Source organism: Colwellia sp. C1TZA3 (assembly GCF_007954265.1).
Taxonomy (GTDB): Bacteria; Pseudomonadota; Gammaproteobacteria; order Enterobacterales; family Alteromonadaceae; genus Cognaticolwellia.
Genome location: NZ_VOLS01000035.1, coordinates 16,566 through 43,298 on the forward strand (window position 1 = coordinate 16,566; position 26,733 = coordinate 43,298).

The following is a 26,733-nucleotide window of genomic DNA, read 5'->3' on the forward strand; positions in this document are numbered from 1 at the left end:
GCGCTAACCGTTATGACTAAATTACTAGCAAAGCCTTCCCCCCCTGCCGACGACGACTGTTGTGGCGGTGGTGCATGTAACCCTTGTGTCTGGGATTATTACTACGCTGAACGAAAAAAATGGCGCTTACAACAAGTCACGTTAAAAGCCACTGAAGAACAAAAAATCCAACAACAGAAACTTAGCGTCAATAACTAATGCATTTTTCTGCTTGTATTTTAAATGAAACACCCGGCTTTCAATGGCATTTAAGCCATCATTTTGATTACTTTTTCCACCAATTTATTAATCCCACTCGCCGCCTCAGTTAACGATGTTGCCAGCATATAGGCCGGTGTAGAAACCAGCTTACGGCTAGTATCGACAACAATATCATCAACCGCACAATCTTGGTGCGCTAAGCCAACATCAATTAAAGTTGTTGCAATGCCAATATCATGACCGATGGTGGCTTGGGCATTTTCACCGTAAATAAGTGGGATCATCACGGGGGCTATACACATGTAACCTGCTGGCTTATTGGCCTTTGCAAATGCTTGACATACGGCCAGCACTTGTTCGTCAACTTTAAAGGCATCAGCGTTAATGGCAAAGTCAGATAAGTTTTTCGCCGCGCCAAAACCACCTGGTACAATCAAGGCATCAAACTCATCGATATAAAATTCAGTTAAGTCTTCAACATCACCACGAGCAATACGCGCAGACTCTACCAATACATTGCGTTGTTCTTCAGCCATCACCTCACCAGTTAAATGATTAATCACATGATGTTGGTTAATATTTGGCGCAAAACAGCGATATTTAGCGCCCGCTTGTTCAATGGCCAGCAGGGTTAACACTGCCTCATGAATTTCAGAGCCGTCGTATACCCCGCACCCCGATAATATTACTGCTATATTTTTCACATTTTCTCCGTTGCTATATTGAGCTTACTTTGTATTAATTGACAGATCACCACAAGATAAACTGCCCCCGACATTAAGAGTGCAAAGGGTAAGGTACTGCCATCATAAAATATCGCTAAAATAGGACCTGCTAGCGCACCAATACCAAAGCGCAAAGTACCATTTACTGCTGTTGCTGTACCAGCATGTTCAGCAAACTCTTGTAAAATTAAGGCGTCAGCATTAACCGAAATCATCGATAAACTCCCCATTAACGGTAAAATAGCCACAACATAATAATATAGGGATAAAGAAAATATACTGGCCAGTAATAAACTTGTTACCGCCACAACAGCGAGTACAACACCAAAACGTAACATTTTTCTAGATCCAAATCTGCCTACTAGTCGTGTATTCATAAAGTGTGCAGTCATTAAAGCCAAAATATTCAAGGCAAATAACAAACTAAACTCAAATTCAGAGACCTTAAATACGGTTAAATAAACAAATGAAATGGCGGTTATATAACTGAAAAAAGCCAACGAGGCCATCATAACGGTCAATAGATCAAAACGAGCGGCACGATTACTAAAAACAATTTTATAACGCTCAACTGCACTATAGGTGATTGTCGATTTAACCGTTTTAACATCAGGTAAATAATAAAAACTGCAAACAAAAACCATAAATGCATAACCTGCCAGTACATAAAAAATCATTTGCCAACTGTGTAATAGTAATACGCTGCCAATACTAGGGGCTATCATGGGTGCCAACATCATGATCATACTGACATAAGACAGTCCTTTCGCGGTGTCTTTACCATAAAGCTGTCGAATAATACCAGGCACAACCACGGTAGCTGCTGTACTCATAAAGGCTTGAAAAAAACGTAAGGCTATAAATTGTTCAATATTTTGTGCAAATGTTAACGCCACTGTGGTTAATAAAAAACCTAATAAACCTATCATGACTAATGTGCGACGAGCATACTTATCAGCCATAGGGCCAAACACTAACAGGCCAACCGCATAACCCAATAAATAAATGCTTAAGCTATTTTGCACCAAGGGCATTTTTGTTGAAAAATATTCAGTAAGCTCAGGCATACCAGGAAGGTACATATCGATGGCCAAGGGAGATACCGCAATAATAGCGGCTAATAACGGTAATATTAATCTTAATGATATTTTTGTACGGTGCTCTGCCACTGTGGTTAGTTCCTTGTCTTTTTAATATTCAGGGTAGTCGTGAACTAACTTCCCCAGTACTTGAATAGCTTGGTCAATTTTTTCGCTCCATTGCACACCATAGCTAATGCGCATATAATTTTTATACTTGCCAGAGGGTGAAAAAACCACTCCGGGTGCAAAATTTACCCCTTGTGCAATAGCTTGTTTAAAAAATTGGCTGGTATCAACATGTGAACGACAACGTACCCATAAAACGCTGCCACCCTTGGGTTTTGAAATACACACTTGCTCAGGAAAATGTTCGGCGATTAACGCCCGCATACGCTCACAGTTGTAACGCAGGATTTTTCTAAGTACTTGCAGGTGTCGGTCATACTCGCCACTCATTAAGTAAGCGCTTAATGTCCATTGTTGCAACATTGATGTAGAGCATGATTGTGCCCTTTTAATACGTTTCGCTTTTTCTTCAAACTTACCGGGTAACAACCAACCCACTCGATAACCTGGAGCCGCTGTTTTTGAAAAAGATGAACAGGTTAATACTAAGCCTTTTTCTGAATATAACTGTGCAGACACCGGCCGGTGCTCAGTAAAATACAAATCGCTGTAGACTTCATCCTCAATTAAGACAATATCATTTTTTTCCAGTAACCTGACCATAGCTTGTCGTTGCTTATCGGTCATCATTGACCCTAGCGGATTACTAATGGCGCTTGAAAATAAACACACTTTCACTGAGTGCTGCGCGATAACTTTAGCTAATTCTGCAACACAAACACCGTCTTCAGTGCAGGTATAAACCTCCAGAGCCTTCATGCCCAAACTTTCGATAAGCTCGATAAGGCCAAAGTAACAAGGTGATTCAACCGCGATAATGTCACCACGTTCAGCCACACATTGCAGCGCAATAGACAAGGCTTCTTGCGCACCATTGGTAATAATTAAGTCTTCGTGATTAACCAAAACACCCTGTTCTTGATAACGAAAAGCTAAATTCAAACGTAGTTTAGGGTCGCCATTAATCGGCCCATAACTCACCGCTTTTTCAGACACTCGGCTCAGCACCGAGCGCATTAACCTTGCTAGGGTTTTATCTGGTGGGTGGGCATTAACTGGATTAGAAATACCTAGTGCCACCGAATCAGGCATATGCACAGCGTCATAAACTTGCTCAATTAAACTTCGGCATGATATTTCTGCTGGTTCACAACTCGCCCATATTGCCCGCATGGGTAATAAAGTACGTGCTTGTTTAGCTTTTAAATAGTAACCCGACTGAGGACGAGCAGAAATACTACCTTGGCGTTCAAGTTCAAGATATGCCTGCTTAACAGTAGGTACGCTGATCTCAAACTGTCGACTTAGTTTGCGTAAACTTGGTAATTTATCACCTGGGCGTATTGCGCCACTTTGTTCCTGAAATTCAACAAAGTCGATCACTTGTTGATATAGAAAGTCGGGGGATGATTTGTCAACTAATCGCATAACTGTATAGGTTGCATTTTCATTTTTTTGTATATGTTATTAAAACAAAAAATCAGTAAAATGTCTATCCATCACTGACCGTACTACGCTGGGTAACCTAAATGTCGATAACGAGTGCTTTGCTGGCTGAATTAACTAAAGGATTGTAATGAACAACACATTTTTATACCTAATTACCGTGTTGATATGGGGCTCGACTTGGATAGCGATTAATTACCAATTAGGTGATGTTGCCCCAGAAGCGTCTATTGTCTATCGCTTTGGTTTGGCTGCTATTATTTTATTTACCTACTGTAAACTTAAAGGTTTGCGGTTAAGGTTTTCCTTGCGCCACCATCTTCAATTCTTCCTTTTTGGCGTCACTTTATTTAGCTTTAACTACTATTTACTTTATAGCGCACAGCAACATATCAACTCAGCATTAACCTGCATTGCCTTTTCAATGATCATGTTTTTTAATGTCTTTAATGCTCGCATTTGGTACGGCACTCGTATCACTAAACAAGTTTACTTAGGGGGTAGCTTAGGGTTATTAGGTATTGTGACACTATTTTGGCCACAAGTAAGTGACACAAAATTAGGCGCTGAAACCTTATTAGGCTTAGGGTTTTGCATTGTGGGTACTTTGGTCGCGTCAACTGGCAATATGCTGTCAATGAGAAATCAAAAACTAAAGTTGCCGTTAATACCGGCGATGACATGGGGCATGACATACGGTGCCATTTTTATGGCGATAATCGCTATGGTTCAAGGTAAAAGTTTCAGTTTTGACTATACATTTTCTTATGTCAGTTCATTACTTTATTTAAGCATTTTTGGCTCTGTTATTGCCTTTGCTAGCTACTTAACTTTACTTAACCGTATTGGTGCACATAAAGCTTCTTATGCTTCAGTGATGTTTCCAGCGGTCGCTGTGATCATTTCAACGGTGGTTGAAGGATTTTCTTGGACTACGTATACCCTAGTTGGCTTATTATTTATCTTGGCCGGTAATCTTGTGGTACTCATTCGACCTAAAAAACCATCAACTAGTGGTAGTTCTACAGCCAACAATACAAATAGCGCAGAAAAGCCTGATACAAATAAAATAAAGCTAAAAACACAGAGCTGATAGTTAAACTTAGTACTTTCCAAATAGTCAACTTTTTTGTCTGCAGTTCACTTTACCTTAAGTACTAGTTATACCCATTTGATTAACTAAGTGGGTATAACGGGTCTACTTCCAAATGTCCTCGCCAAGTTAAGCTAATAGGATTTAATAACTACCAATCGGCGAACCTGGTGGCAGTGTTATCTTAGACGCGGGGGTCGATGACTTATCATGCGCTAAACTGTAATTAATTTGCTGAGCTAGTAACTGAAAGTGTGCTCGAAAGCTTGGATATTTTCGTGCGCTGCGCTTATTAGTTAACCATTGAGCTAAATCAGTTAATGTGACATAAACTTCAGCTCGTACTTCTGGCACAACATTTGTGCTATGCCAAAGTGCAACTAAATGCGCTATTAATTGCTGATTAACCCGTTGTTGCACCAGCATGGCTGTTGAGCTTTTTGGCGCTGATTTTACTGTGTTTTTGACCAGTTTATTCAGTAAAAACGCGACTGACGGAATAGCGTTATCTAGCATAGTTTGTTGCTGTAACCTTGCTAGTCGCTCGGCATTAAGTAATAGCGATAGTGTGTGTTTTGCACTTGCCTCTGCTGCACTAATAGGGTCAAAAGTTAGCCCTGTTTGACTAGGGAAACTTTCTCTATCTCGGCTATAACCGTAAGCCTTAGGTGGTATTAAAGCAGTAATTTTAGCCGGCAGTGTTAAAGTTTCTACTGTGAGTGTCGCCATTAAAGCATCAAGTGCTGCTTGTTGTGACTCGCCTGCAACCCTTGTTTGCTGATGACTAAATTCTTCACTGCGCAATTGATAGCCGTAGTCGACACCAGCAATTAATTTAGCGGCAGCTTGCACCTGAAAACGGTGAAAATTATAAATAGGCACCAAGGTTTTTTCAAGTTCAGACATTGGCGTACCAACAGGTATACTGTTTAACCCAAAATTTTCTAATGCCAGTGCTCTAACGTCTAACATTCGCATCAACTCAGCCGCGGCATCTTTACCATTATCCCACAAGTGCCCCGTAGCATGAGCACTTGATTGCGGCCTTGCATCCGGGTCAGAAATATACTGCAGGCCTTTTTTCTGAGTTGCTGCCACTAATTCAGTTAAAAACTGGGCTTCTTGGGCCTTTTCTACCTCAGCATAACCATAAGCCACCACATATTTATCCCATTCACCAATATCTTTGGCATAAGCATTCGCTAAGCTTATCTGGCCGTTTTCAATGGTAATTAACGGATGAGGATAATCCATCACTGACGCTCGATTATTGACACTGCTGGCAAAATTATGCGCTATGCCTAAAGTATGACCCACCTCATGTGCGGCTAATTGTCGAATTCGCGCTAAAGCCATTGCTTTCATGGCACTAGTATCCGTATTAGCATTTTTAAATGGTGACGTTAAGCCTAAGGCAATTAAATAGTCTTGGCGAACACGTAAAGAGCCTAACGTGACATGGCCTTTAATAATTTCGCCAGTACGTGGGTCAATCACAGATGAGCCATAAGACCAACCACGTGTGGCACGATGTACCCATTGGATGACATTGTAACGAACATCCATCGGGTCAGCGTCACTTGGCAGCAGCTTAACTTGAAAGGCATTTTTATAACCAATGGCAGAAAAAGCTTGATCCCACCAACCCGCACCATCTAGTAAGGCACTTTTAATCGGCTCAGGCACTCCGGCATCTAAGTAATAAATAATCGGCTCTACTGCGGCACTTATTTTAGCTGCTGGGTTTTTCTTAACTAAACGATGGCGAGGAATATTGCGCTTAATCAAGGGCTCATCTATCGCGCTGGCATAATCTGCATAGGCGTGCTGCCAAAAGCCACTAAAGGGATGAAACTTTCGTGTTTGATAATTATCATCAGGCAGTTTAATTAGCGAGTGGTGCAAATTAACTGTTACTGCTGAGGCATCAGGTGTAACTGAGCGTAAGTGTACTCCAGCTTTTGTGCCTTTATAAGTAACCGTGGCCTCTAATTCGGTATTGTTGGGAAAAGCTTTTGTACGCTTTTTATAAACACCACTGCGCGTGGCATCAATCTTAAAACTGCCTTGTTTAGTGCGCTTTAATTGTGCAGACAAGTTATGAATGTCTGAGAGTAAAAATGGTGTGTAATCAATTAAGACTTTACTGTTATCTGCTGAGCTATGGCTAACCTTAAAGCCCCAGATAATAGAACTAGCAAAGGCTTCGTCTATCGCTTGCTGTTCAAGGATGTTATCGCTATTAGCACGATAATCAGTGTTAAGCTGGCGTAAAAATACTTTGTCACCCACTCTTTCAAAACGCACTAACCTGGTATCACCTAATTGGCCACGGTCTAAGCCAATATCATTTGAACCAACGCCTTGTGGCAAGCCACTTTGAAATAAAAATTCTTGCTCAAAGTTCTCTACTGCTAAAAACACCTTGCCTGTTTTGTCATCGAGATAAAAAGAAAAGTAACCTTGATGGATCTGCTTGTCTTTAATAAATTCACTATAGCTTGTTTCTGTTTTTGCCTGCACTTGTGCTGACAAGCCACAGTAAAAAAATAACACCATTAGCCTAATAAAAAACCTCATTGCATATCCTTGTCGTCTGTAAAGCTAAATAAATTACCTGTTTAGCTAAAATTAAAATGATTAGAAGTACTGAAAATACGCTTATTCTTGTTATAATCAGTTCAAAATAAACTTTTGATGTCTTGATAATACCAATTGAATTAAGTCAGTGAGCAATTATAAGTAACAATAAATATTCAAGAATACATGTTTATTGTTCCAGACTAAACATCAGTACCTACATCCATGTAGCCAAGGCTTGATTGAACAATAGCTGGCAGATGTGATTAAAAGTAAAATAGATATTAGCTATTTAGCACACTTTAAGTGTTCGACTATTTATTGTAATTGGTATACTACATCATAACATCGAAAATAAAATACGATATGCTCTGTTATAAGAGTATGACTTTAAAGTAATTAGGTAACCCTATGCAACGACTAGCTCCCGCTTTACGTGAAGATAATGTACCGTTAGATTTAATTTCATTAATAGAAACTATTTTAGCTGCCACCAAAGAAATTTCATTTCGAGTTAGCCAAGGACACTTAGGTGACGCAATGGGCTCAACCTTGGATGAAAATATTCAAGGTGAAGTGCAAAAGAAACTCGATGTTGTTGCTAACGAGTTATTTAAAGATATTTTGTTAGAGTCAGGTTTTGTCAAAGCGGTGTCTTCTGAAGAAGAAGACACCTCAGTGGCGGGTGACGAAGATGGCAAGTTTATTGTTTCATTTGATCCCTTAGATGGCAGCTCAAATATCGATATTAACTCGTTAATTGGTACTATTTTCTCCATTCACCAAGCGCCAACAGATATGGCCGCTAACAATCCTGATATGTTTAAACAATCAGGTAATCACCAAGTTTGCGCAGGTTATGTACTTTATGGTCCATCAACAACCTTAGTGATGACAACAGGCAGCGGTACGCACTTTTATGTTTTAGACCGCACTCACGGCGGTTACTTATTAGTTGAGCGCAATTTACAAGTGCCAGAAGATACGCAAGAATTCGCTATTAATATGTCAAACCAGCGCTTTTGGCAACAACCGATGCAAAAATATATTAATGATTTACTTGCCGGTGATACCGGGCCACGCGGTAAAAACTTCAATATGCGTTGGATTGCCGCTATGGTGGGTGACATTCATCGGGTACTTACCCGTGGTGGTATATTTACCTACCCAGCTGATAATAGAAATCCAGAAAAACCCTACAAATTACGTTTAATGTATGAAGCCAATCCCATGAGCTTTCTAATTGAACAAGCCGGTGGTTTAGCGATGACTAGCCAAGGGCGTATCATGGATATTGAGCCAACAGATATTCACCAACGTGTTGAAGTGATCATGGGCTCTAAAAACGAGGTTGAGGCCTGTTTAGGTTATTACAAGTAAGCTTAAAAGTTACTCAACAATAAAATTGACCTGCAAACATAAAAACACCTGAAAATTTCAGGTGTTTTTATTTATACTTATCAGACTCATTTATGGATGTTAAACACTGTTATACCCGTTCCACTTCAAAATGCAGTTTCAGCGTTAAGCTAGGAAATCAGATCAAGGCGCGATACGAAGATAATGGTTATTCTCGGTAACTGCGTTACCCTAATGTCCTACATCGACGTGCATGGAAGTACTAATGCCGTGGAGCCATGGATGGCTAAGAACGGCCATGTAGGAACCTTATCAAGTAGTGCACAGGTTTTTTGTTCCAGACAAAACCTAAGTACATACATCCATGTATGCAACGCTGGACTGGTTTTCTAGCTTAGCTCCCTACAGGCAAGCCGATAAAGGGTCATCTCCTACGTTATGGATTTCGACAATATTCCCACATGGATGTGGGTTATTAGAGCAACGCAGGAGCAGTTGCCAAGAATAACTATTCTCTTCAATCCATGCCTGGTACCTAACCCTTTCTCGACTTGCTGAAATCTGCACCTTGAAGTGGAGCGGGTATATAGGCCTAGCTAGAACAGGTAAAAAAGGTAGAGGCTTTTTGCTGTTATTGCTAAAGTCATAGCTTGACCAACAGCACTTAGAGTGCCGCCGTAAAAATGCAACTGTCGGTCATGGAATTACCAAGCTCAATGACTAAAGTCGTATCAAAGAGTATAAATAGTGACTAGGCTAATACTTAGAATTTTTGCTAGAATATACGACATATTATAGAAATACTTACACAATAGCGCCGTTATTAGCTTAACGATGCTTGGAGAGCACAATTTATGCCAGCTTATGCCGTAGGACACAAAGTTCCTGATTCAGATTCAATTTGTTCAGCCATTGCCCTTTCATATTTAAAAACCCAACTTGGTGAAGATGTACAACCCGCACGCTTGGGTGAACTTTCACCAGAAACATTATTCATTTTAGATAAATTTGGCTTAGAACAACCCGAGCTTAAATTGAGTTTCGCTGATACTGACGGAATTTATGTTGTTGATCATTCAGATCGAATTCAAGGCCCTGATGATATTGACGACACAACAGTTTTAGGCATTATTGATCATCACAAGCTGGGTGATATTACCACGTCTACCCCTTTAGAGATTTGGGTTCGCCCTGTAGGTTGTACCAATACCATTATTAAAATGATGTATGATTTTCACAATATTGAAATTCCTAAAAATATTGCTGGCGCCATGATGTGTGCAATTTTATCAGACACAGTGATATTTAAATCGCCAACCTGTACAACCGCTGATATAAAGTGTGTTGAAGCATTAGCAGAAATTGCAGGGATTGAAGACTACAAAGCTTTGGGTATGGAAATGTTTACAGTAAAATCATCTGTCGCTGGTACGCCAGTTCGTGAACTTGTTTTACGTGATTTTAAAGACTTCAACATGAAGGATAATATTGTTGGTATTGGTCAATTAGAGGTCATCGACTTAGCTTTATTTGATGAAATGAAAGCTGATTTACATGCTGATTTACAAGCGGTTAAAGAAGAAGGTAATCGTCATACCGTGATGTTGTTATTAACCGACATCATGCAAGAAGGCTCTGAGCTGTTAGTGGTAAGTGACGATATCAGCCTAATTGAAAGAGCTTATGATATTACCTTGGTTGACGCTAAGACGTGGTTGCCGGGTGTTATGAGCCGTAAAAAGCAAGTAGTACCACCACTGCAAGATACTTTTGCTAAGTAGTTAGTCGCACTAAAGTGTAGATTTAAAAGCCCAGCATTTTCTGGGCTTTTTGTTAGCGATTAATTTTATAATCGCTGGTGACTAACCGATTATAGTAAAGGGATTAAATATCCTTCACACCCATATTAAATAATGTGAAACCATAAATATCGGCATATTGCTCAATGGTTTTGCTAATCGGCGTACCGGCACCATGACCCGCATCCGTTTCAATACGAATTAAGGTTGGATTAACGCCAGTTTGTTTCGCTTGTAGCTCGGCAGCAAATTTAAAGGAATGCGCCGGCACTACGCGATCATCATGATCACCAGTTGTTATTAATGTTGCAGGGTAATGTGTACCTGCTTTAACATTGTGTAATGGCGAATAAGCTAACAGGTAATTAAACATTTGTGCATTGTCGTTTGACTTACCATAGTCGTAAGCCCAACCAGCACCTGAAGTAAAGGTGTGGTAGCGCAGCATATCAAGTACGCCTACCGCCGGCAATGCTACTTTAAATAACTCAGGACGTTGTGTCATTACCGCACCAACTAACAAACCACCGTTAGAGCCTCCCATCACCGCAAGTTTATCTGAAGAAGTCACTTGCGCTTTAATCAGGTATTCAGCAGCAGCAATAAAGTCATCAAATACATTCTGCTTTTTCAACTGTGTACCCGCATCATGCCATTTTTTGCCGTATTCGCCACCACCACGTAAATTAGCTACGGCATAGACACCACCGAGTTCTAACCAAGCAGCGCGAGTTGAGCTAAATTCTGGTTGTAAGCTGATATTAAAGCCACCGTAACCATATAAAATTGTTGGGTTACTGCCATCAAGCACTAAGCCTTTTTTATGGGTAATAATCATCGGTACTTTAGTACCGTCTTTAGAGCTATAAAAAACCTGTTTTGATTCAAAGTTATCGCTATTGAATTTTACTTTCGACTTCATGTGTACAACGGATTCACCCGTTGCGAGGTCTAAACTAAAAATAGTTGATGGGGTTTTCTGGTTACTAAATGAATAGTAAAGCTGACTTTGCGACGCTTTACCACTAAAACCACCAGCCGTGCCAACTTCAGGTAAGGCGATATCGCGAATTTTCTTACCAGTTAAATCATACTGCTCGATAAAAGACGCGGCATGTTTCATATAATTAGCAAACAAATAATGTCCGCCAGTAGATACTGATAAAACATGGTCAGTTTCTGGAATAACATCAACCCAATTTTCAGCACTTGGTTGCCGTGCATTAACTTTAACCACACGCTTATTAGGTGCCGCCATATTAGTGACAAATAGTAAGTTGTCGCCGTCACTACTGACCATATAGGTGTCTGAGTCAGTATTATCAACAACGCTAACCAGTGGCGAATTTGCGCTGGTTAAATCTTTAATAAAGAGCTTATTACCTGAGGTAGATGTGGCTGCTGATACTAATAAATAGTGCCCATCTTTAGTGACTTCACCACTAACATAACGGTGTTTTTGCGCTTCGCTGCCACCAAAAACTAAGCTATCTTGCGACTGTGCAGTACCTAACTTATGGTAGTACAATTTATGTTGCTCGGTTTTGGCTGAAAGCTCACTCCCTTTAGGTTTGTCGTAGCTTGAGTAGTAAAAGCCTTCATTAGCCACCCAAGATAAGCCACTAAACTTTATATCAACCAACTCAGCTTCAAGTATGGCATTAGTTTCAGTCGCTATAATGCGCGCTTTACGCCAATCACTACCCCCTTCAGAAATTAAGTAAACCGCTAATGAACCGTCTTCACTAAATTCAATATTAGCTAATGAAACGGTACCATCTTCACTAAAAGTATTAGGGTCAAGAAATACTTCAGCTGATGCATCCCCTTTTTGGCGATATAAAACAGCTTGGTTTTGTAAGCCATCGTTTTTATAAAAATAACTATAGTCACCTTCAAGGAATGGCATACCAACTTTTTCATAATCTAACAAAGCCCCAAGGCGAGATTTAATTTTCTCGCGATAAGGAATTTGCGCTAAATAGTCATAGGTGGTTTTATTTTGTGCCTTTACCCAGTCCGCTGTTTCAGCGCTCATATCATCTTCTAGCCATCGATAAGCATCGGTAACTTTAGTACCAAAGTAATCATCAACCACGGCAACTTTTTTTGTTATTGGATAAGTTAACATTTTACTTTCATCGCCAATACTCACTACTTTTTCAATTTCAGGGGCTATTTCAGCCGCTATCGGTGCGTCTTTACTACATGCTGTTAGACCGCAAAAGGCGATCAGCACAGCAGAACTTAACATTACTTTTTTAGCATTCATAATTGCTCAAATAAACCATATTGTTATTATGTTGCTAGCAATCATAAGGCAGTCAATAATTCATGTCTAGCGTATGGCCTTAGTTAAAAGAAAAATTAATGAAAATTTAATCACTTATTATGATGATTAAGCTATTGAAAAATAGAAAAATAGAAAAATGGTGTAAATATGAATATTAATAATTCAGCTCGACTTAGCTATCAGCTCATCAATAAAGCAGACAGCGAGTTTTTATTTCAACTCGATCAAAATCCAGCAGTTATGCGTTACATCAATGGCGGTAATATAACCACGCGCAAAAGTATTAACGAGGTATTTATCCCACGCCATAACGCCTATAAAAATTTAGTAAAAGGCTGGGGCTTATGGAAAGTTACCGTAATAGCAACTCAAGCCGACATTGGCTGGATTTTAGTTCGCCCAATGGATTTTTTCTCTAAGCAGCCTATTTGGCATGATATTGAATTAGGCTGGCGTTTTTTACAATCATCTTGGGGTAAAGGTTGTGCTAGTGAAGCGGCGATTCATCTTCAACAGGTACTGGCTAAACAACCAGAAAATAAAAGCTTTAGTGCTATTGCCGTAAAAGATAACCTTGGTTCAATTGCGGTAATGAAAAAGCTGGGGATGAAATATATCAAAACTTACCTTCATTGTGATGTACGGCTAGGTGATTTAGAAGTAGTTTTGTACCGCATGGAAAGCAACCCAGCATGCAAAAAAATAACTAAGTAGGTTAACCTTACTTAGTTATTTAGTTAGTGACTTCTTTTCACTAAGTTCTGCTCTACTTTATATTCAGCGAAAACAGCCAAATACAAGGTATTTATTTTAATAACTCGTTGTTCAGGACAATAGGCTTCTGCATTACCTAATAAACTGTATCGATGCAGCGATAATGATTAAATACAAGGCATAAAATTTAGTAATACCAGTTCCATTAAGTTTGTGATCTTGTTGTGCGCAGGAAAAATAATTCAAGGTAAGGCGCTCGATTGAGCAATAGCTGGCTATTGGGATTGAGAGCAACACAGCCTTGAGCTATTTTAACTAGTACAAGTGAGCAATAACTTAATGTAATTGGTATAAGTAGTTATTCTAATTATAAATTTTATAACGCTGTAGTTTTTAATTTTTAACCATTAAAAATGAGCAGATAATTAATCAACTTGGCATTACTACCGTAAAATACAGGGTGGCTGAAAGAGTCTTAAGCATAAAAAAGCCCAACAACTGTTGGGCTTTGATTCATCACGTTAACTCACCGCGTTAACCTTTAAATTAATGCGGTATTGTTAAATGAAAACTACATTCTTTCAAATACCGTCGCTATACCTTGGCCTAAACCAATACACATAGTTGCTAAACCTATGTTGGCATCTTTCGCTTCCATTAAGTTAATTAACGTACCTGAAATACGCGTACCTGAACAACCTAGTGGGTGACCTAAAGCAATAGCGCCACCGTTAAGGTTGATCATGTCATCGACTTTGTCTTCTAAACCTAATGAACGTACACATGACAGTGCTTGTGCAGCAAAGGCTTCGTTAAATTCAGCTAGTTCAATATCCGCTAATGTTAAGCCTGCACGTTTTAATGCTTTTTTCGTTGCTGGCACTGGACCAAAGCCCATTGTTGATGGATCACAACCTGCGATGGCCATACCACGAATTTTAACCCGCGGTGTTAAACCCATTGCTTTGGCTTTTTCTGCTGACATCACTAACATTGCAGAAGCGCCGTCAGAAAGTGCAGAAGAAGTACCTGCGGTTACCGTGCCATTTACTGGATCAAATGCCGGGCGTAAAGCCGCCAAGGTTTCAATGGTAGTTTCAGGACGAATAACTTCATCATGTTCGATAAGCGTTAAAGCGCCCATAGCGTCATGACCTAAGGTTGGTACGATTTCATTAGCCCAACGGCCTTCAAGCATGGCTTTATGAGCAAGCTGATGAGAACGAGCGCCAAAAGCATCTTGCTCAGCACGCGTAATACCGTGTTGCATACCAAGTAATTCAGCGGTTAAGCCCATGTTACCTGCAGCACGAGAAATGTGCTTGCTCAATGCGGGGTCGAAATCAACATCGTACATCATAGGTACGTGACCCATGTGTTCAACACCACCCACTAAAAACACATCACCTTGACCGCACATGATGTTAGTTGTTGCATCATGTAGCGCTTGCATCGATGAACCACATAAACGGTTCACGGTAACAGCACCGGTAGATTTTGGAATATCAGTTAACAGTTGCGCATTACGAGCAATATTGAAACCTTGCTCTTTAGTTTGCTTAACATTACCCCAAATAATATCTTCAATTAACGCTGGGTCTAGATTTGGGTTTCTAACTAACAATTGTTGCATTAAGTGTGCTGATAATGTTTCAGCACGAACATTACGAAAAACACCCGCTTTTGAGCGCCCCATTGGGGTACGGATGCAATCGACAATAACGACTTCTTTCATGATTTTCTCCTTCGCCTAAGCTGTTTTAACGCTGTTAGTTTTAACATCGGTTGTAAAATATGATTGACCAGATTTCGCCATTTCGCGCATACCGTCAGTAACTTGGTAAATTTCGCCTAAATGCGCGTATTTATCAGCTATAGCAATAAAGTTATCTAATCCTAATGTTTCTAGATAGCGAATTGGACCGCCTCTAAATGGTGGAAAGCCTAAACCGTAAATCAAGCCCATATCAGCTTCAGCTGCAGTATCAACCACACCTTCTTCTAAACAGCGCACAACTTCATTCACCATAGGGATCATCAAACGAGTAATGGTTTCTTCTTGAGTAAAGTCTTTTTTCTCAATGCCAGCGAACAAGTCATAAGCCACTTGTGCCGCAACTTTTGTTGGACGACCGCGCTTATCTTTACCGTAATCGTAGAAGCCTTTGCCATTTTTCTGACCAAGACGATCTTTATTATATAAAGCACTGACTGGGTCATTATCAATTTTAGACATGCGGGTTGGGAAACCAGATGACATAACACCCGTACAATGATCAGCGGTATCAATACCAACCACATCAAGTAAATATGCCGGGCCCATTGGCCAGCCAAATTGTTTTTCCATTACTTTATCAACTGCGACAAAATCAGCACCTTCAAGCACTAATTGACTAAAGCCGGCAAAGTATGGGAATAAAACACGGTTGATATAAAAACCAGGACAGTCGTTGACAACAATAGGTGATTTACCCATTTTCGCTGCGTAAGCAACAACAGCGGCAACAGTTTCGTCAGAGGTTGCTTTACCACGAATAACTTCAACTAATGGCATTTTATTTACCGGGTTGAAGAAATGCATGCCACAAAATTTATCTTTGCGTTTAAGACCTTCTGCCAATAAATCAATTGAAATCGTTGAGGTATTTGAAGTCACTATAGTGTCTTCATCAACATGATTTTCAACTTCAGCCAACACCATAGCTTTTACTTTCGGATTTTCAACTACAGCTTCAACAACAATATCAACACCTTTAAGACTGTCATAACTTAATGACGGTGTGATGCTATTGAGTACGCCAGCCATTTTCTTAACGTTCATGCGGCCACGTTCAACTTGCTTAGTTAAAATACCCGCAGCTGTTGTTAGACCTAGATCAAGGGCTTGGTCGTTAATATCTTTCATGATAATTGGCGTGCCTTTATAGGCTGACTGGTAAGCAATACCGCCACCCATAATACCTGCACCCAATACCGCGGCTTTATTAACTGCCTTCGTGGCTTGCTTACCGGCTTTTTTCGCTTTGCCTTTCACCACTTGATCGGCCATAAATAAGCCAATTTGTGCGGTAGCTACATCAGTTTTCGCTAATTTTGCAAAACCAGCGTTTTCTAATGCCATAGCGCCTGCACGGTCTAAACCTGCTGCAGCTTCGATAGTTTTAACCATGACCATTGGTGCTGGGTAATGTTTACCCGCTTTGGCTGCAATCATGCCTTTACAGGTATTAAAGGTCATAATGCTTTCTGTTGGTGAAAGTTGTAATGCTTCTAGTTTAGGTTGACGTCTAGCGCGCCAATCTAATTTACCCGCAATGGCTTGGTTTAGCATTTTTAGTGCCGCTTCGCGCAAGTGCTCTGGAGCAACTACCGCGTCAAGTAGACCTACGGCCATTGCTTGCTCGGCTTTAAAAGCTTTACCGGTCGACATCCATTCAATGGCATTATCAGCGCCAATAACGCGTGGTAAACGCACGGTACCACCAAAGCCAGGTATTAATCCTAAGCTGACTTCTGGTAAACCGATTGAACATGAGGTATCAGCAATACGATAATCACAAGCCAAGGTCATTTCACAACCGCCACCTAAAGCGAAGCCATTAATAGCAACAACAGTGGGGAGGTTAATATCTTCGAATGAATCAAAAACATCAGAAGCTTGTTTTACCCAAGGTAGTAATTCATCTGCCGGTCTTTTAAATACTTCTAAAAACTCGGTGATATCAGCACCAACAATGAAAGAAGACTTACCTGAGGTAATCAATACCCCTTTCGCTTCACTGCAATTATTAATCGCATCAACAACTGCGATATATTCTTTAAACGTTGCCTGATCAAACTTGTTAACTGAGCCTTGTGCATCGAATTTAAATTCAACAATGCCGTTGTCTAACAACTGGGCAGAAAGGCTTTTGCCTTGGAATAACATGCCTACTCTCCTGACTTTTTGTGGGTCGATTGACTGGTAATATGTAATCATAGACTACTACCAAGCGTATAAATATTTAGCTTACTAATTATTTATGATGAACTAGTAAAAGAAATAAAGTGGTACTGAGTTTGCCTTGAAAGGTAAGGGAAAGCAAACACTTTTAAACAAGCGTTTTAATTAAGTGTATTAATTTTGTTTAGACCTTTATTTAACGCGGCCTCGGGTGCCTCTTTGCTTATTTTTTTTCATTTTATCCAGTAACACTTGCTCCATATCAATACCTTGCCAGTGCGCAATATCTAAAACTCTCAGCACAATATCTGCTAATTCTTCTTTAAAGTTCTCAGTCGGCTTTTCGCCGCGACATTCATTGATCGCTTCACCCACCTCTGACGCGACTAGAGCTAAGGCTTCCAACGTAGACTTATTGTGCCACCCCATACGTTCAACCCAATCATAGTTTTGTTCAGCTATTTTATTAATATCCATAAATACCTTAGGTGTAATTGTTGCGTGCATCGTTGTTATACCAGTTCCATTAAGTTTGTGATCTTGTTGTGCGCAGGAAAAATGACTCAAGGTAAGGCGCTCGATTGAGCAATAGCTGGCTATTGGGAGTGAGAGCAACACAGCATTGAGCTATTTTAACTAGTACAAGTGAGCAATAACTTAATGGGATTGGTATTATAGAGATTGTATTAAGGTGTTCACCATTTAGCGAGAATTAAACGGGTGAGCTACAAGGTATTTTTTGACTTGCTGATACTAATAACTTCAGGTGACGCGAGTATGTACCGGGCAGGGTTTACTTGTTGTTGCTGCTACTGTTTGCTATTGGCTTTTTTACGCCTTAAGCGTCAAGTTTAAATGTAGCGTGTCATGCAAAAGAAAAAGCACTTGTAGAACAAGTGCTTTAAAACATATATTGCCAATAGTATTTGTTATCAATTTATTCTTTCCAAACAAGTGAAGAACTCGTCTGCTGGCATCGGCTTAGCATAATAAAAGCCTTGTACTTCATCACAACCTAAAGACCGTAATTCTGATTCTTGCTCGCTATTTTCAATGCCCTCAGCAATGACTTTTAAATTCATTTGTTTGCCTAAGTTGATAATGGTGTCAGCTATAATTGCACCACCGGGCTCGGCAATGGCACTGACAAAAGAGCGATCAACTTTTAATCGGTCCAAAGGTAATTTTTGTAAATAACTTAATGATGAAAAACCGGTGCCAAAATCATCAAGTGCAATACTAATGCCCTGCGCTTTTAATCTCACTAGCGCGTCAATAATCACCTGAGGCTCATCCATCAAAACGTTTTCGGTAATCTCTAATTCCAATTTACTGGGATCAACTTTATGCAACTTAGCTATTGCAATAACAGTATCAACAAAGTTATCACGTTTAAACTGAGGAATAGAAACATTAACCGAAATACTGACCTCGGTAAATTTGCTCGCTGCTAGTCTATGTAACAGTTGACATGCTTGATCAACAACCCAATTACCAATCTCAATGATCAAACCAGAATACTCTGCCAATGGAATAAATACCGCAGGTGAAATAAACTTGCCTTCAGCCGTTTTCCAACGCAGTAAGGCTTCAGCACCAATAATTTTACCTGTGATTAAACTTAGCTGTGGTTGATACCAAAGCGCTAAGCGATGTTCAGCAAAATCAGTGCGTAATTGCCTAATCATACTTAGACGCCAAAGTGTTTTATCTTCCATTTTTTGATGATAATAAACATAAGGTTCATGTAAAGATTTTTTGGCTAAGTTAAGGGCAATATTAATTTGATTCAGTACTTTGACACCACGCGAACCTGCTGAGCCTTTTGAACAAAAACCAAAACACGCGCTGATAAGTAGATTTTGTTCACCGACAGTAAAGGGCTCACTAAATAGCGCAGTTAATATTTCAGGATTAACCCATTTCTTTGCACCAATAATACCAAAGACATCAGCACCAATTCTTGCCACATGGTTATTTTCACTTAATGCTTGAATACGTTTAGATACTGCCATTAAAAGCTGGTTACCAATATCTTGACCTAAGCCATCATTGATATCACTAAAATGATTAAGATCAACCAGTGCAGTCACTAATCTGTCATCAACACTTTGACAGAAGTCGTCCAATAAATTGACAAAGTCTAATCTATTTGGCAATTCAGTTAACCAATCTTTGTAAGCCGCATTGCGCAGTTTTTGAAATAGATGAACATTTTCATAACCGGTGGCAATATTAGTGAGAAAAACTTCAATATGCTGTATTTGAATGCTCGTTAAGGCTTGATTAAGCTCCAAATGAATTACCGCTCTAAAGCCACCACTGGCAAAATAGAATGAGGTAGAGTCAACAGCGAAAAAATGCTTTTTTTGTTGAAAACAACGGTTAATTTGACTAACTGTATCTTGATTTTCCAATGCGGTTAATTTTTGATTTACTTTCGCCTCAACTACACCATTTTGGGCAATAACATACAAACTTAAATCATCAGCACCTTCTACAATCCCTTGTCCACGAGCACCAAAAACAGCACTATGACTATCCACTAGCGTTATAAGCTCAGCTAACACACCACTAGCATAATCATGAATAGTACGCAGCTCTAGCAAGTTGGCAGCGGCGCCAATAATTTTTTCAAAACCCTTTCTATATTGGGTTACAGAGTCAATTTGCTGATATGAGCGAACAGCGGCATAAACTGTTGTCACTAATTTACGGCGAGTTAATTCGGTTTTTGTTTTGTAGTCATTTATATCGTAATCTTTAATGACACTTTCTTCTGGTGCATAGCCCGGTTGGCCGGTGCGTAACACAATACGAATATCATCACGTTTTAATACTTCACGTATATGTTTGACGACAATAAGACCAGCATCGTCGCTTTCCATCACCACATCAAGCAAGACTAAAACAATATCGTTATGCTCTTCAATAAGTTTGCAAGCATCACCGCCTGAATAAGCATGCAAATATTCTAAATGCCGACCTAAAACGACCAAGTCGGATAAAGCCAACTTAGTTACTGAATGAATTTCAGGGTCATCATCAACAATTAAGACTTTCCAAGTATCCCTTATAGCTGAATCAAATATTTCATCTTCATCACTATCGTCGATAAACAAAAAATCATCGTTAGTATTGTCAAAAACTTGCATATTATCCTCAAAGCACTAGCAAACAGATACTAGTAGAGTTTTTTTGAATATTAATTTCGTTAAAATCTTCTTCATATAATAAGTACATAATAAAAGTCAGAATAAAATTATTCAACATTTCGTTTTAGTAATATTATCACTTTCAAGTATTGTTAGTCATAAATTATTTTTATGTACAAAAAACACACTAACAGAAAACAAAAGCACCGATAAATTCAAGTTAATATTTTACTATTTATTAAAAAAAGGTTAAACATATAAGGGTATGAGTAAAATTTACATTTACGCTATAATTAACTTTTGGTGATGTTTTGTTGGAATTTACAACATTTTTCCAGCATTTGATAGTTTTAAAGGATACAACTGGTGTCGAATTCAATTGATCAAAATAAAATAATTGAACATCCTGTAGAGCAAAGTAAACCCGCTATCGTCGAGCATGATGAACAAGCCAGCATACCCAAAAATAATGCTCATGCAACTGTTAACGCTTCCTCACAAAAACAATTATTAGTGCTGGCAAAAAACTTTTCACTTAGTGCTGCATTTTTACCAGAAACCAAGCAGCCCCCTCTGGAAGAAAGAGCCAACCGACGAAAGAAACTGGACCAGTTAAGAAAACAACAAAATATGGAGGCTATAATTTTACGTGCTGTTCAGTATTGCTCTGATGAGACAGTTACTGACAGAGCGGATCAAGATTGGTTTAGCTCTTTTTTAACGCTTGCTGAAAGTATCAGTAATAAAAATATGCAAGACTTATGGGCGAAAATTTTAGCGGGTGAAGTATCTCAACCTGGCTCTTTTTCACTAAAAACCTTACAAGCATTTAGGACTATGAGTATCGCTGAAGCAAAGCTGCTAGCAAAAGCGTGCAGTGTCGCGATGACTGATGCGCGTAAGAAAAACATTCGTGTGATCAGCGGCGCTTATCAAGTGCCCAAATTATTCAATTTGTTTAATAAACAGCGGCAACAACGGCTCGATCTTAACCAAATGGGATTAAGCTATGCTGACATTTTAACCTTAGCTGATAATCACTTAATGTTTGAACAAGAAACAGAGAGCCACTCTTTTGTTAAGGGAGAAAAAATTCAATTTAATTATCATGGTAAACAACTTAACTTTGTTGCAAAAAAATCTGATTGCATACTCACTTTTTACAAATTCACTCCCATTGGCACTGAACTCGCCCACTTAGTTACTGATAATGAAAACGAGCATTATCTAACCGTAATTAAAACGCAATTAACGGAAAATTTTGCTATAAATCACTAGGAAGTTGACGACTTAAGAACAGAAATAGAATTTTGCTATTGGTAGATTAGTTAGGCCATAAAAGAATGCGGCTCGCGCATTCTTTTTATAGTAATGACCTTAAATACCATCACCGTCAGTGTGTAAACCACACTCTCTTTGCATACCAGAGAAACGTGTGTCGCTCTCATCCATACCGGCGGTTAGTGGTTGGGTACTATGTACATCGCCGACTGAAACATAACCTTCTTCCCATAACGGGTGATAAGGTAAATTATTTGCCGTTAAGTATTCATGCACGTCTTTATTTGTCCAATCAATAATCGGGTGCACTTTAAAGCGCCCTCGTAGAGTACTGACAACCGATAGACCTTCACGGTGACTAGATTGCTGACGACGAACGCCAGAAAACCAAGTACCCGCTTGTAACTCACTTAAGCCACGTTCTAATGGCTCAACTTTGTTGCGGCGATTATAAGCTTTTAACGAGTCTTCATCACCATCCCATTCTTGACCATACTTAGCTTGTTGCCATGCCGCACTTTCTTTCGCACTAAACACTTGTAGGTTTAACTTTAAGCGCTCTGTTAGTTGCTCAATAAATCGATAAGTTTCAGGAAACAAATGCCCAGTATCAGTTATTAGTACCGGTATATTGGGTTCAATTTGGGTCAGCATATGCAGCATTACCGCAGATTGAATACCGAAACTAGACGATAAAACAAATTGTGCGGGTAAATTTTCCATTGCCCATTCTACGCGTTGGCTTGCCGACTGCTTTTCTAATAATTCATTCCACTGTTTTAACCAAGGTTCTGGTAACGATGCTGGAGATTTATTATTGATCATCGCAGGCGTACTTGCTGTAATAATCTTAGTCATGGAAGTCTCGCTTACTGACTTTAACTTCATCAACAATACCGACTCGAATCACAAAGTCACCAAACCCTTCGTTACTTGTCCGTTCTGTAGACCAACGAGCGACTAGCGCATCCATTTCATCAAGAATATCTTGTTCACTTAAATTTTCTTTATACATTTTTGGGACACGTGTTCCGGCCACATTTCCACCTAAATGCATGTTGTACTTACCAGGACCTTTGCCTACTAAGCCAATCTCTGCCAACATGGCGCGAGCACAGCCATTCGGGCAGCCAGTTACTCGTAAAATAATACTTTCATCAGCGACGTTATACTTCGCTAATATGGCTTCGACATCAGTTACTAAACCAGGTAAATATCTTTCCGCTTCAGCCATTGCTAACGGGCAAGTAGGAAAAGACACGCAAGCCATTGAATTTTTACGCTGCACAGACACACTATCTGCCATTAAGCCATGTGCACGTGCTAGGCGTTCAATTTCAGCTTTGTCTTCACTTGCCACACCCGCAACAATTAAATTTTGGTTGGCGGTCATGCGAAAATCGCCTTTATGGATTTTCGCGATTTCAGCGACACCTGTTTTTAACGGTAAGTTAGGCTTATCAAGTAGACGTCCATTTTCAATAAATAGTGCTAGATGATGTTTACCATCGAAACCTTCAGTCCAACCAATACGGTCGCCTCGACTAGTAAACTTATAAGGACGACTTTCAGCAAAAGTAATACCGGCACGTTGCTCAACTTCAGCCTTAAAAACATCAACGCCGACACGATCTAAGGTGTATTTTGTTTTTGCATTCTTACGGTTAACACGGTTACCCCAATCTCGTTGAGTCGTAACTACTGCGCTAGCAACATCTAAGGTCTTAGCTAATTCAACAAAGCCAAAGTCATCAGCCCTGCGAGGGTAAGTGGATTTATCGCCATGAGTCATGGCTAAACCACCACCAACCAAAACATTAAAGCCAATCAACTTGCCGTCTTTAGCGATAGCAATGAAGTTTAGGTCGTTAGCATGAACGTCGACATCGTTATGTGGCGGAATAACTACCGTAGTTTTAAATTTACGCGGTAAATAGTTTGGGCCTAAAATTGGTTCTACTTCACCCGTTTCTGTACCACCTTCAATTTTTTCACCGTCTAACCAAATTTCCGCGTAAGCACGTGTTTTAGGTAATAAATGCTCACTAATTTTTTTAGCCCACTCATACGCCTCTTGATGAAGCTCTGACTCAACTGGATTGGTCGTACAAAGCACATTACGATTTACATCACCTGCCGTAGCAATAGAGTCAATACCGTAATGGTTCAGTGTTTGGTGCATTAACTTAATATTTGGTTTTAACACACCGTGAAACTGAAAGGTTTGACGGGTAGTGATACGAATACTACCGTAACTAGTTTTTTCACGAGCAAACTTATCAATACCTAACCATTGTGTGGGTGTAATGATGCCACCAGGCATACGAGCACGCAGCATAACATTATGTAATGGTTCCAGTTTTTGCTTAGCACGCTCATTACGAATATCACGATCATCTTGCTGATACATACCGTGTGTTCTGATCAACTGAAAGTTATCGGCGGTAAAACCACCAGTAACATTATCTTTTAAATCATCGACAATGGTGCCACGTAAGTAATTACTTTCCGCTTTTAACCTTTCATTATCGGCATGCTTTCCTTCAACAATTAAAGGGCCATTTGCTTGATCTTTTTTAGTCAAATCAGTCATTAGTATACATCCTTCTGGTAACGCTTAGCGTTACGTAAATCTTTTAAATAATCACTTGCCTGTTCTTGTGATAATTTGCCTTTAGTGGCAATAATAGTTAATAAAGCCGCCTCAACATCTTTTGCCATTCGGCTCATATCACCACAAACGTAAATATGTGCTCCTCGCTCTAACCATGCAAAAACTTCATCCGCATTTTCTAATAATCTATCTTGAACATAAATCTTTTCCACTTGATCACGAGAAAAGGCCAAATCTATTTTGGTTAACAAGCCTGATTTAAGGTAGTTTTGCCATTCAACTTGATAAAGAAAGTCTTGTGTAAAGGTTTGGTTACCAAAAAACAACCAATTATCACCTGCGGCTTCAGTGGCTTCACGTTCTTGCAAAAAGGCCCTAAATGGTGCTACACCGGTACCTGGGCCAATCATAATAATGGGTGTCTCATTATCTGCTGGTAAACGAAAGTTGTTATTGTGCTCAACAAACACCTTAACTTCACCACCTTCGTCAATACCATTGGCTAAAAACCCAGACGCACCACCCTCACGGCTTGCATCTTCAGTGTGATACTGAACAAGCCCAACGGTTAAATGGACTTCTTCTTCCACTTCGCTTTGAGAGGACGCGATAGAATAAAGTCTTGGCGTTATTTTTCGTAATGCATTTATAAATTCTTCAGCATTTAACTTAACTTCGTTCGGTAATGGCGAGGATTTAACCACGTCAACGACTTGATGATTAGCGGCGTACTCTCGCATGGCACTCTTATCATCTAAAATATTAAGTAAATTAGTCGCTTGTGATTTTTCAGCCCAGAAATTAACAAACTGAATTGAGGTTTGAGTTATTTCAAACTTTGTTTTTAATGCTTCACCAAGTGTTATTTTTTCATCACCTACAGTGACTTTCTCTTGATCATCAAATCCTAGTTCCGTAATAAGCTCATCGACTAGTGCAACAGAGTTCTCAAACCAAACACCTAAGGCATCGCCAGCTTGGTAAGTTAGCCCTGATTCGCCTAAATCTATTTCAACATGTCGTACATCTTTAGCTGAATCACGACCAGTAATTTTCTGGCTAAGCAACAGTTCAGCTGTATATGGTTTTTGCTTGGTATAAAGCTCTTCTATGTTGTCTACGCTAGCTAGTGCCACTACATTACTGGCAGCAATTTCACTACTAAGTAGTGCTTTAACCTCAGTAATGACTGTGGTTGACCAAGTATTAGCGGCCTCATCATAGTCAACATCACAATCTAATCGAGGTGCAATTCTTTTTGCGCCTAATTTTTCTAAATTCAGATCGAAGTCTTTACCTGTTTGGCAATAAAGCTCATAACTGGTATCACCCAGTGCCAATACACTATAATACAAATGATCAAGTCTAGGCGCTTTCTTTGAAGACAAAAACTCATGCAATGCAATAGCATCGTCTGGTGCTTCACCTTCACCATTAGTACTCGCTACTATCAGTAAGTGAGTGATATTTTTAATCGCCTTAGGCTTGATCTCTCCCATACTTTTTAATTCAACGTTCAAACCTTCAGCGCTGGCTTGGGCTGCTAAATTCTTAGCAACACCTTTAGCATTGCCAGTTTGCGAGCCATACAAAATGGTTAAGGTTGCTGGAACAGCACTTGCAATGACCGCTGGAGCTGTAACATTAGTCACATTTTCTGCTTTAGCGGCCAAATAGCCACTAGCCCAAGCTAGTTGAAGCGGAGAAAGGTCATTGATGCTTTGCTGAAAAGATGCCAACTGGTTGGTATCTAGCATTGTTTGGTTTAATTTTTGCGGTTCTGTCGACATCTGGCAATACATCTATTACTAATCAATGTAGTCATAATAAACTGATTTACGTTGAAAGAAAAAGAATATAAACGGCTTTTTTATGCAAAAATGGAATATAGAGAGATGAACTTATAACATAACACTCGTAGCAGCTACTCACGCTAATTATATATCAGAAAATTAATGACTATGAATGGTAAAAAACAAAAACCAGGCTAAAAGGAAGTACAGGGATGCGTTAATGCCGTGATGTATACTGAAATTTTTCCAGCGAAAAGCTATAAAGCATTTGGCATTTGGCATTTGGCATGACAACAATCAATGTTCAAACGCTAGAAAGCAAAAAACCCGTAGCGTTAGCTACGGGTTTCTGACGTGCATGGATGCACTAATGTCGAGCTGCCATGGATGGCAAGGAACGACCTAAATAGAAGCCTAGCAATGTCCTACTCTCACATGGGAACTCCCACACTACCATCGGCGCTAACACGTTTCACTGCTGAGTTCGGAATGGGATCAGGTGGGGCCATGTCGCTATTGTCGCTAGACA

At 39.7% G+C, this 26,733-nt stretch carries 18 protein-coding genes and 1 rRNA gene; 6 read left to right on the forward strand and 13 right to left on the reverse strand.

Features of this window, described 5'->3' with window-relative positions; all coding sequences use genetic code 11:
- The first annotated feature begins 12 nt into the window (after nt 1-12).
- Complete coding sequence (locus tag ESZ39_RS11330) at nt 13-198, forward strand: oxidoreductase-like domain-containing protein (protein WP_146880013.1); 186 nt, start codon at nt 13-15, stop codon at nt 196-198.
- Nucleotides 199-248: 50 nt separating this feature from the next.
- On the opposite strand, the gene elbB is transcribed toward ESZ39_RS11330, so the two are convergent.
- The 3 genes from elbB to ESZ39_RS11345 are packed head-to-tail and all read right to left on the reverse strand — an operon-like array spanning nt 249 to nt 3,562.
- The gene (gene elbB, locus ESZ39_RS11335; protein ID WP_146880014.1) at nt 249-905 is read right to left on the reverse strand and encodes an isoprenoid biosynthesis glyoxalase ElbB; all 657 of its coding nucleotides are present in this window, start codon (nt 903-905) and stop codon (nt 249-251) included.
- Nucleotides 902-2,095 (reverse strand): multidrug effflux MFS transporter, encoded by a 1,194-nt coding sequence (locus tag ESZ39_RS11340; protein WP_146880015.1) that lies wholly within the window; start codon nt 2,093-2,095, stop codon nt 902-904. Before ESZ39_RS11340 ends, elbB begins: the two co-directional genes overlap by 4 nt.
- Nucleotides 2,096-2,116: 21 nt before the next feature.
- Nucleotides 2,117-3,562, reverse strand: coding sequence for a PLP-dependent aminotransferase family protein (locus ESZ39_RS11345; protein WP_146880016.1), 1,446 nt, complete (start codon nt 3,560-3,562; stop codon nt 2,117-2,119).
- Between the two features lie 148 nt (nt 3,563-3,710).
- Between ESZ39_RS11345 and ESZ39_RS11350 the strand changes: the two genes are divergently transcribed.
- Nucleotides 3,711-4,673: a DMT family transporter gene (locus tag ESZ39_RS11350; RefSeq protein ID WP_146880017.1), complete on the forward strand. Its 963-nt coding sequence runs from the start codon at nt 3,711-3,713 to the stop codon at nt 4,671-4,673.
- 144 nt (nt 4,674-4,817) lie between these two features.
- Here the strand turns inward: ESZ39_RS11350 and ESZ39_RS11355 are convergent, their stop codons facing one another.
- On the reverse strand, nt 4,818-7,253 hold the full coding sequence (locus ESZ39_RS11355; protein ID WP_146880018.1) for a zinc-dependent metalloprotease: 2,436 nt from the start codon (nt 7,251-7,253) through the stop codon (nt 4,818-4,820).
- 411 nt (nt 7,254-7,664) lie between these two features.
- Here ESZ39_RS11355 and ESZ39_RS11360 point away from each other — a divergent pair, with 411 nt between their 5' ends.
- Together ESZ39_RS11360 and ESZ39_RS11365 are read left to right on the forward strand one after the other, a co-directional pair.
- On the forward strand, nt 7,665-8,633 hold the full coding sequence (locus tag ESZ39_RS11360; RefSeq protein WP_146880019.1) for a class 1 fructose-bisphosphatase: 969 nt from the start codon (nt 7,665-7,667) through the stop codon (nt 8,631-8,633).
- 833 nt (nt 8,634-9,466) lie between these two features.
- On the forward strand, nt 9,467-10,393 hold the full coding sequence (locus ESZ39_RS11365; protein WP_146880020.1) for a manganese-dependent inorganic pyrophosphatase: 927 nt from the start codon (nt 9,467-9,469) through the stop codon (nt 10,391-10,393).
- A gap of 103 nt (nt 10,394-10,496) precedes the next feature.
- On the opposite strand, the gene ESZ39_RS11370 is transcribed toward ESZ39_RS11365, so the two are convergent.
- On the reverse strand, nt 10,497-12,683 hold the full coding sequence (locus tag ESZ39_RS11370; RefSeq protein WP_146880021.1) for a prolyl oligopeptidase family serine peptidase: 2,187 nt from the start codon (nt 12,681-12,683) through the stop codon (nt 10,497-10,499).
- Nucleotides 12,684-12,851: 168 nt separating this feature from the next.
- Between ESZ39_RS11370 and ESZ39_RS11375 the strand changes: the two genes are divergently transcribed.
- Nucleotides 12,852-13,418 (forward strand): GNAT family N-acetyltransferase, encoded by a 567-nt coding sequence (locus ESZ39_RS11375; protein WP_146880022.1) that lies wholly within the window; start codon nt 12,852-12,854, stop codon nt 13,416-13,418.
- 571 nt (nt 13,419-13,989) lie between these two features.
- On the opposite strand, the gene fadA is transcribed toward ESZ39_RS11375, so the two are convergent.
- The 4 genes from fadA to ESZ39_RS11395 form a co-directional block, all read right to left on the reverse strand.
- Nucleotides 13,990-15,153: an acetyl-CoA C-acyltransferase FadA gene (gene fadA, locus ESZ39_RS11380; RefSeq protein ID WP_146880023.1), complete on the reverse strand. Its 1,164-nt coding sequence runs from the start codon at nt 15,151-15,153 to the stop codon at nt 13,990-13,992.
- Between the two features lie 15 nt (nt 15,154-15,168).
- Entirely contained in the window at nt 15,169-17,346 is a 2,178-nt protein-coding gene (gene fadB / locus ESZ39_RS11385; RefSeq protein ID WP_146880030.1) for a fatty acid oxidation complex subunit alpha FadB, read from the reverse strand.
- 207 nt (nt 17,347-17,553) lie between these two features.
- Nucleotides 17,554-17,838 (reverse strand): MazG nucleotide pyrophosphohydrolase domain-containing protein, encoded by a 285-nt coding sequence (locus ESZ39_RS11390; protein ID WP_191321769.1) that lies wholly within the window; start codon nt 17,836-17,838, stop codon nt 17,554-17,556.
- A gap of 455 nt (nt 17,839-18,293) precedes the next feature.
- Nucleotides 18,294-20,516, reverse strand: a complete 2,223-nt coding sequence (locus ESZ39_RS11395; RefSeq protein WP_146880025.1) for an EAL domain-containing protein — start codon at nt 20,514-20,516, stop codon at nt 18,294-18,296.
- A 366-nt stretch (nt 20,517-20,882) separates the two neighbouring features.
- Here ESZ39_RS11395 and ESZ39_RS11400 point away from each other — a divergent pair, with 366 nt between their 5' ends.
- Nucleotides 20,883-21,794 carry a TIGR03899 family protein gene (locus tag ESZ39_RS11400; RefSeq protein ID WP_191321770.1) on the forward strand — a complete coding sequence of 304 codons (912 nt, stop codon included), beginning with the start codon at nt 20,883-20,885 and terminating at the stop codon, nt 21,792-21,794.
- Nucleotides 21,795-21,893: 99 nt separating this feature from the next.
- Here ESZ39_RS11400 and ESZ39_RS11405 read toward each other — a convergent pair whose 3' ends face one another.
- The 4 genes from ESZ39_RS11405 to rrf all read right to left on the reverse strand — a co-directional run bounded on the left by ESZ39_RS11405 (nt 21,894) and on the right by rrf (nt 26,731).
- Complete coding sequence (locus tag ESZ39_RS11405) at nt 21,894-22,622, reverse strand: phosphoadenylyl-sulfate reductase (RefSeq protein ID WP_223270358.1); 729 nt, start codon at nt 22,620-22,622, stop codon at nt 21,894-21,896.
- Between the two features lie 25 nt (nt 22,623-22,647).
- Nucleotides 22,648-24,390 carry an assimilatory sulfite reductase (NADPH) hemoprotein subunit gene (gene cysI, locus ESZ39_RS11410; protein WP_146880028.1) on the reverse strand — a complete coding sequence of 581 codons (1,743 nt, stop codon included), beginning with the start codon at nt 24,388-24,390 and terminating at the stop codon, nt 22,648-22,650.
- The gene (locus ESZ39_RS11415; protein ID WP_146880029.1) at nt 24,390-26,201 is read right to left on the reverse strand and encodes an assimilatory sulfite reductase (NADPH) flavoprotein subunit; all 1,812 of its coding nucleotides are present in this window, start codon (nt 26,199-26,201) and stop codon (nt 24,390-24,392) included. The genes cysI and ESZ39_RS11415 overlap by 1 nt, the downstream gene beginning before the upstream one ends.
- Nucleotides 26,202-26,616: 415 nt before the next feature.
- Nucleotides 26,617-26,731 (reverse strand): 5S ribosomal RNA (gene rrf, locus ESZ39_RS11420).
- Nucleotides 26,732-26,733: the final 2 nt, after the last annotated feature.

Bases quoted from the DNA above. Each gene is read 5' to 3' on its own strand.
- ESZ39_RS11375 (WP_146880022.1), top strand. From the start codon at position 12,852: ATGAATATTAATAATTCAGCTCGACTTAGCTATCAGCTCATCAATAAA.
- fadA (WP_146880023.1), bottom strand. From the start codon at position 15,153: ATGAAAGAAGTCGTTATTGTCGATTGCATCCGTACCCCAATGGGGCGC.
- ESZ39_RS11360 (WP_146880019.1), top strand. From the start codon at position 7,665: ATGCAACGACTAGCTCCCGCTTTACGTGAAGATAATGTACCGTTAGAT.
- ESZ39_RS11415 (WP_146880029.1), bottom strand. From the start codon at position 26,201: ATGTCGACAGAACCGCAAAAATTAAACCAAACAATGCTAGATACCAAC.
- ESZ39_RS11350 (WP_146880017.1), top strand. From the start codon at position 3,711: ATGAACAACACATTTTTATACCTAATTACCGTGTTGATATGGGGCTCG.
- ESZ39_RS11370 (WP_146880021.1), bottom strand. From the start codon at position 12,683: ATGAATGCTAAAAAAGTAATGTTAAGTTCTGCTGTGCTGATCGCCTTT.
- ESZ39_RS11405 (WP_223270358.1), bottom strand. From the start codon at position 22,622: ATGATCAATAATAAATCTCCAGCATCGTTACCAGAACCTTGGTTAAAA.
- ESZ39_RS11355 (WP_146880018.1), bottom strand. From the start codon at position 7,253: ATGAGGTTTTTTATTAGGCTAATGGTGTTATTTTTTTACTGTGGCTTG.
- ESZ39_RS11390 (WP_191321769.1), bottom strand. From the start codon at position 17,838: ATGGATATTAATAAAATAGCTGAACAAAACTATGATTGGGTTGAACGT.
- ESZ39_RS11365 (WP_146880020.1), top strand. From the start codon at position 9,467: ATGCCAGCTTATGCCGTAGGACACAAAGTTCCTGATTCAGATTCAATT.
- fadB (WP_146880030.1), bottom strand. From the start codon at position 17,346: ATGTTATTCCAAGGCAAAAGCCTTTCTGCCCAGTTGTTAGACAACGGC.
- cysI (WP_146880028.1), bottom strand. From the start codon at position 24,390: ATGACTGATTTGACTAAAAAAGATCAAGCAAATGGCCCTTTAATTGTT.
- ESZ39_RS11395 (WP_146880025.1), bottom strand. From the start codon at position 20,516: ATGCAAGTTTTTGACAATACTAACGATGATTTTTTGTTTATCGACGAT.
- ESZ39_RS11345 (WP_146880016.1), bottom strand. From the start codon at position 3,562: ATGCGATTAGTTGACAAATCATCCCCCGACTTTCTATATCAACAAGTG.
- ESZ39_RS11330 (WP_146880013.1), top strand. From the start codon at position 13: ATGACTAAATTACTAGCAAAGCCTTCCCCCCCTGCCGACGACGACTGT.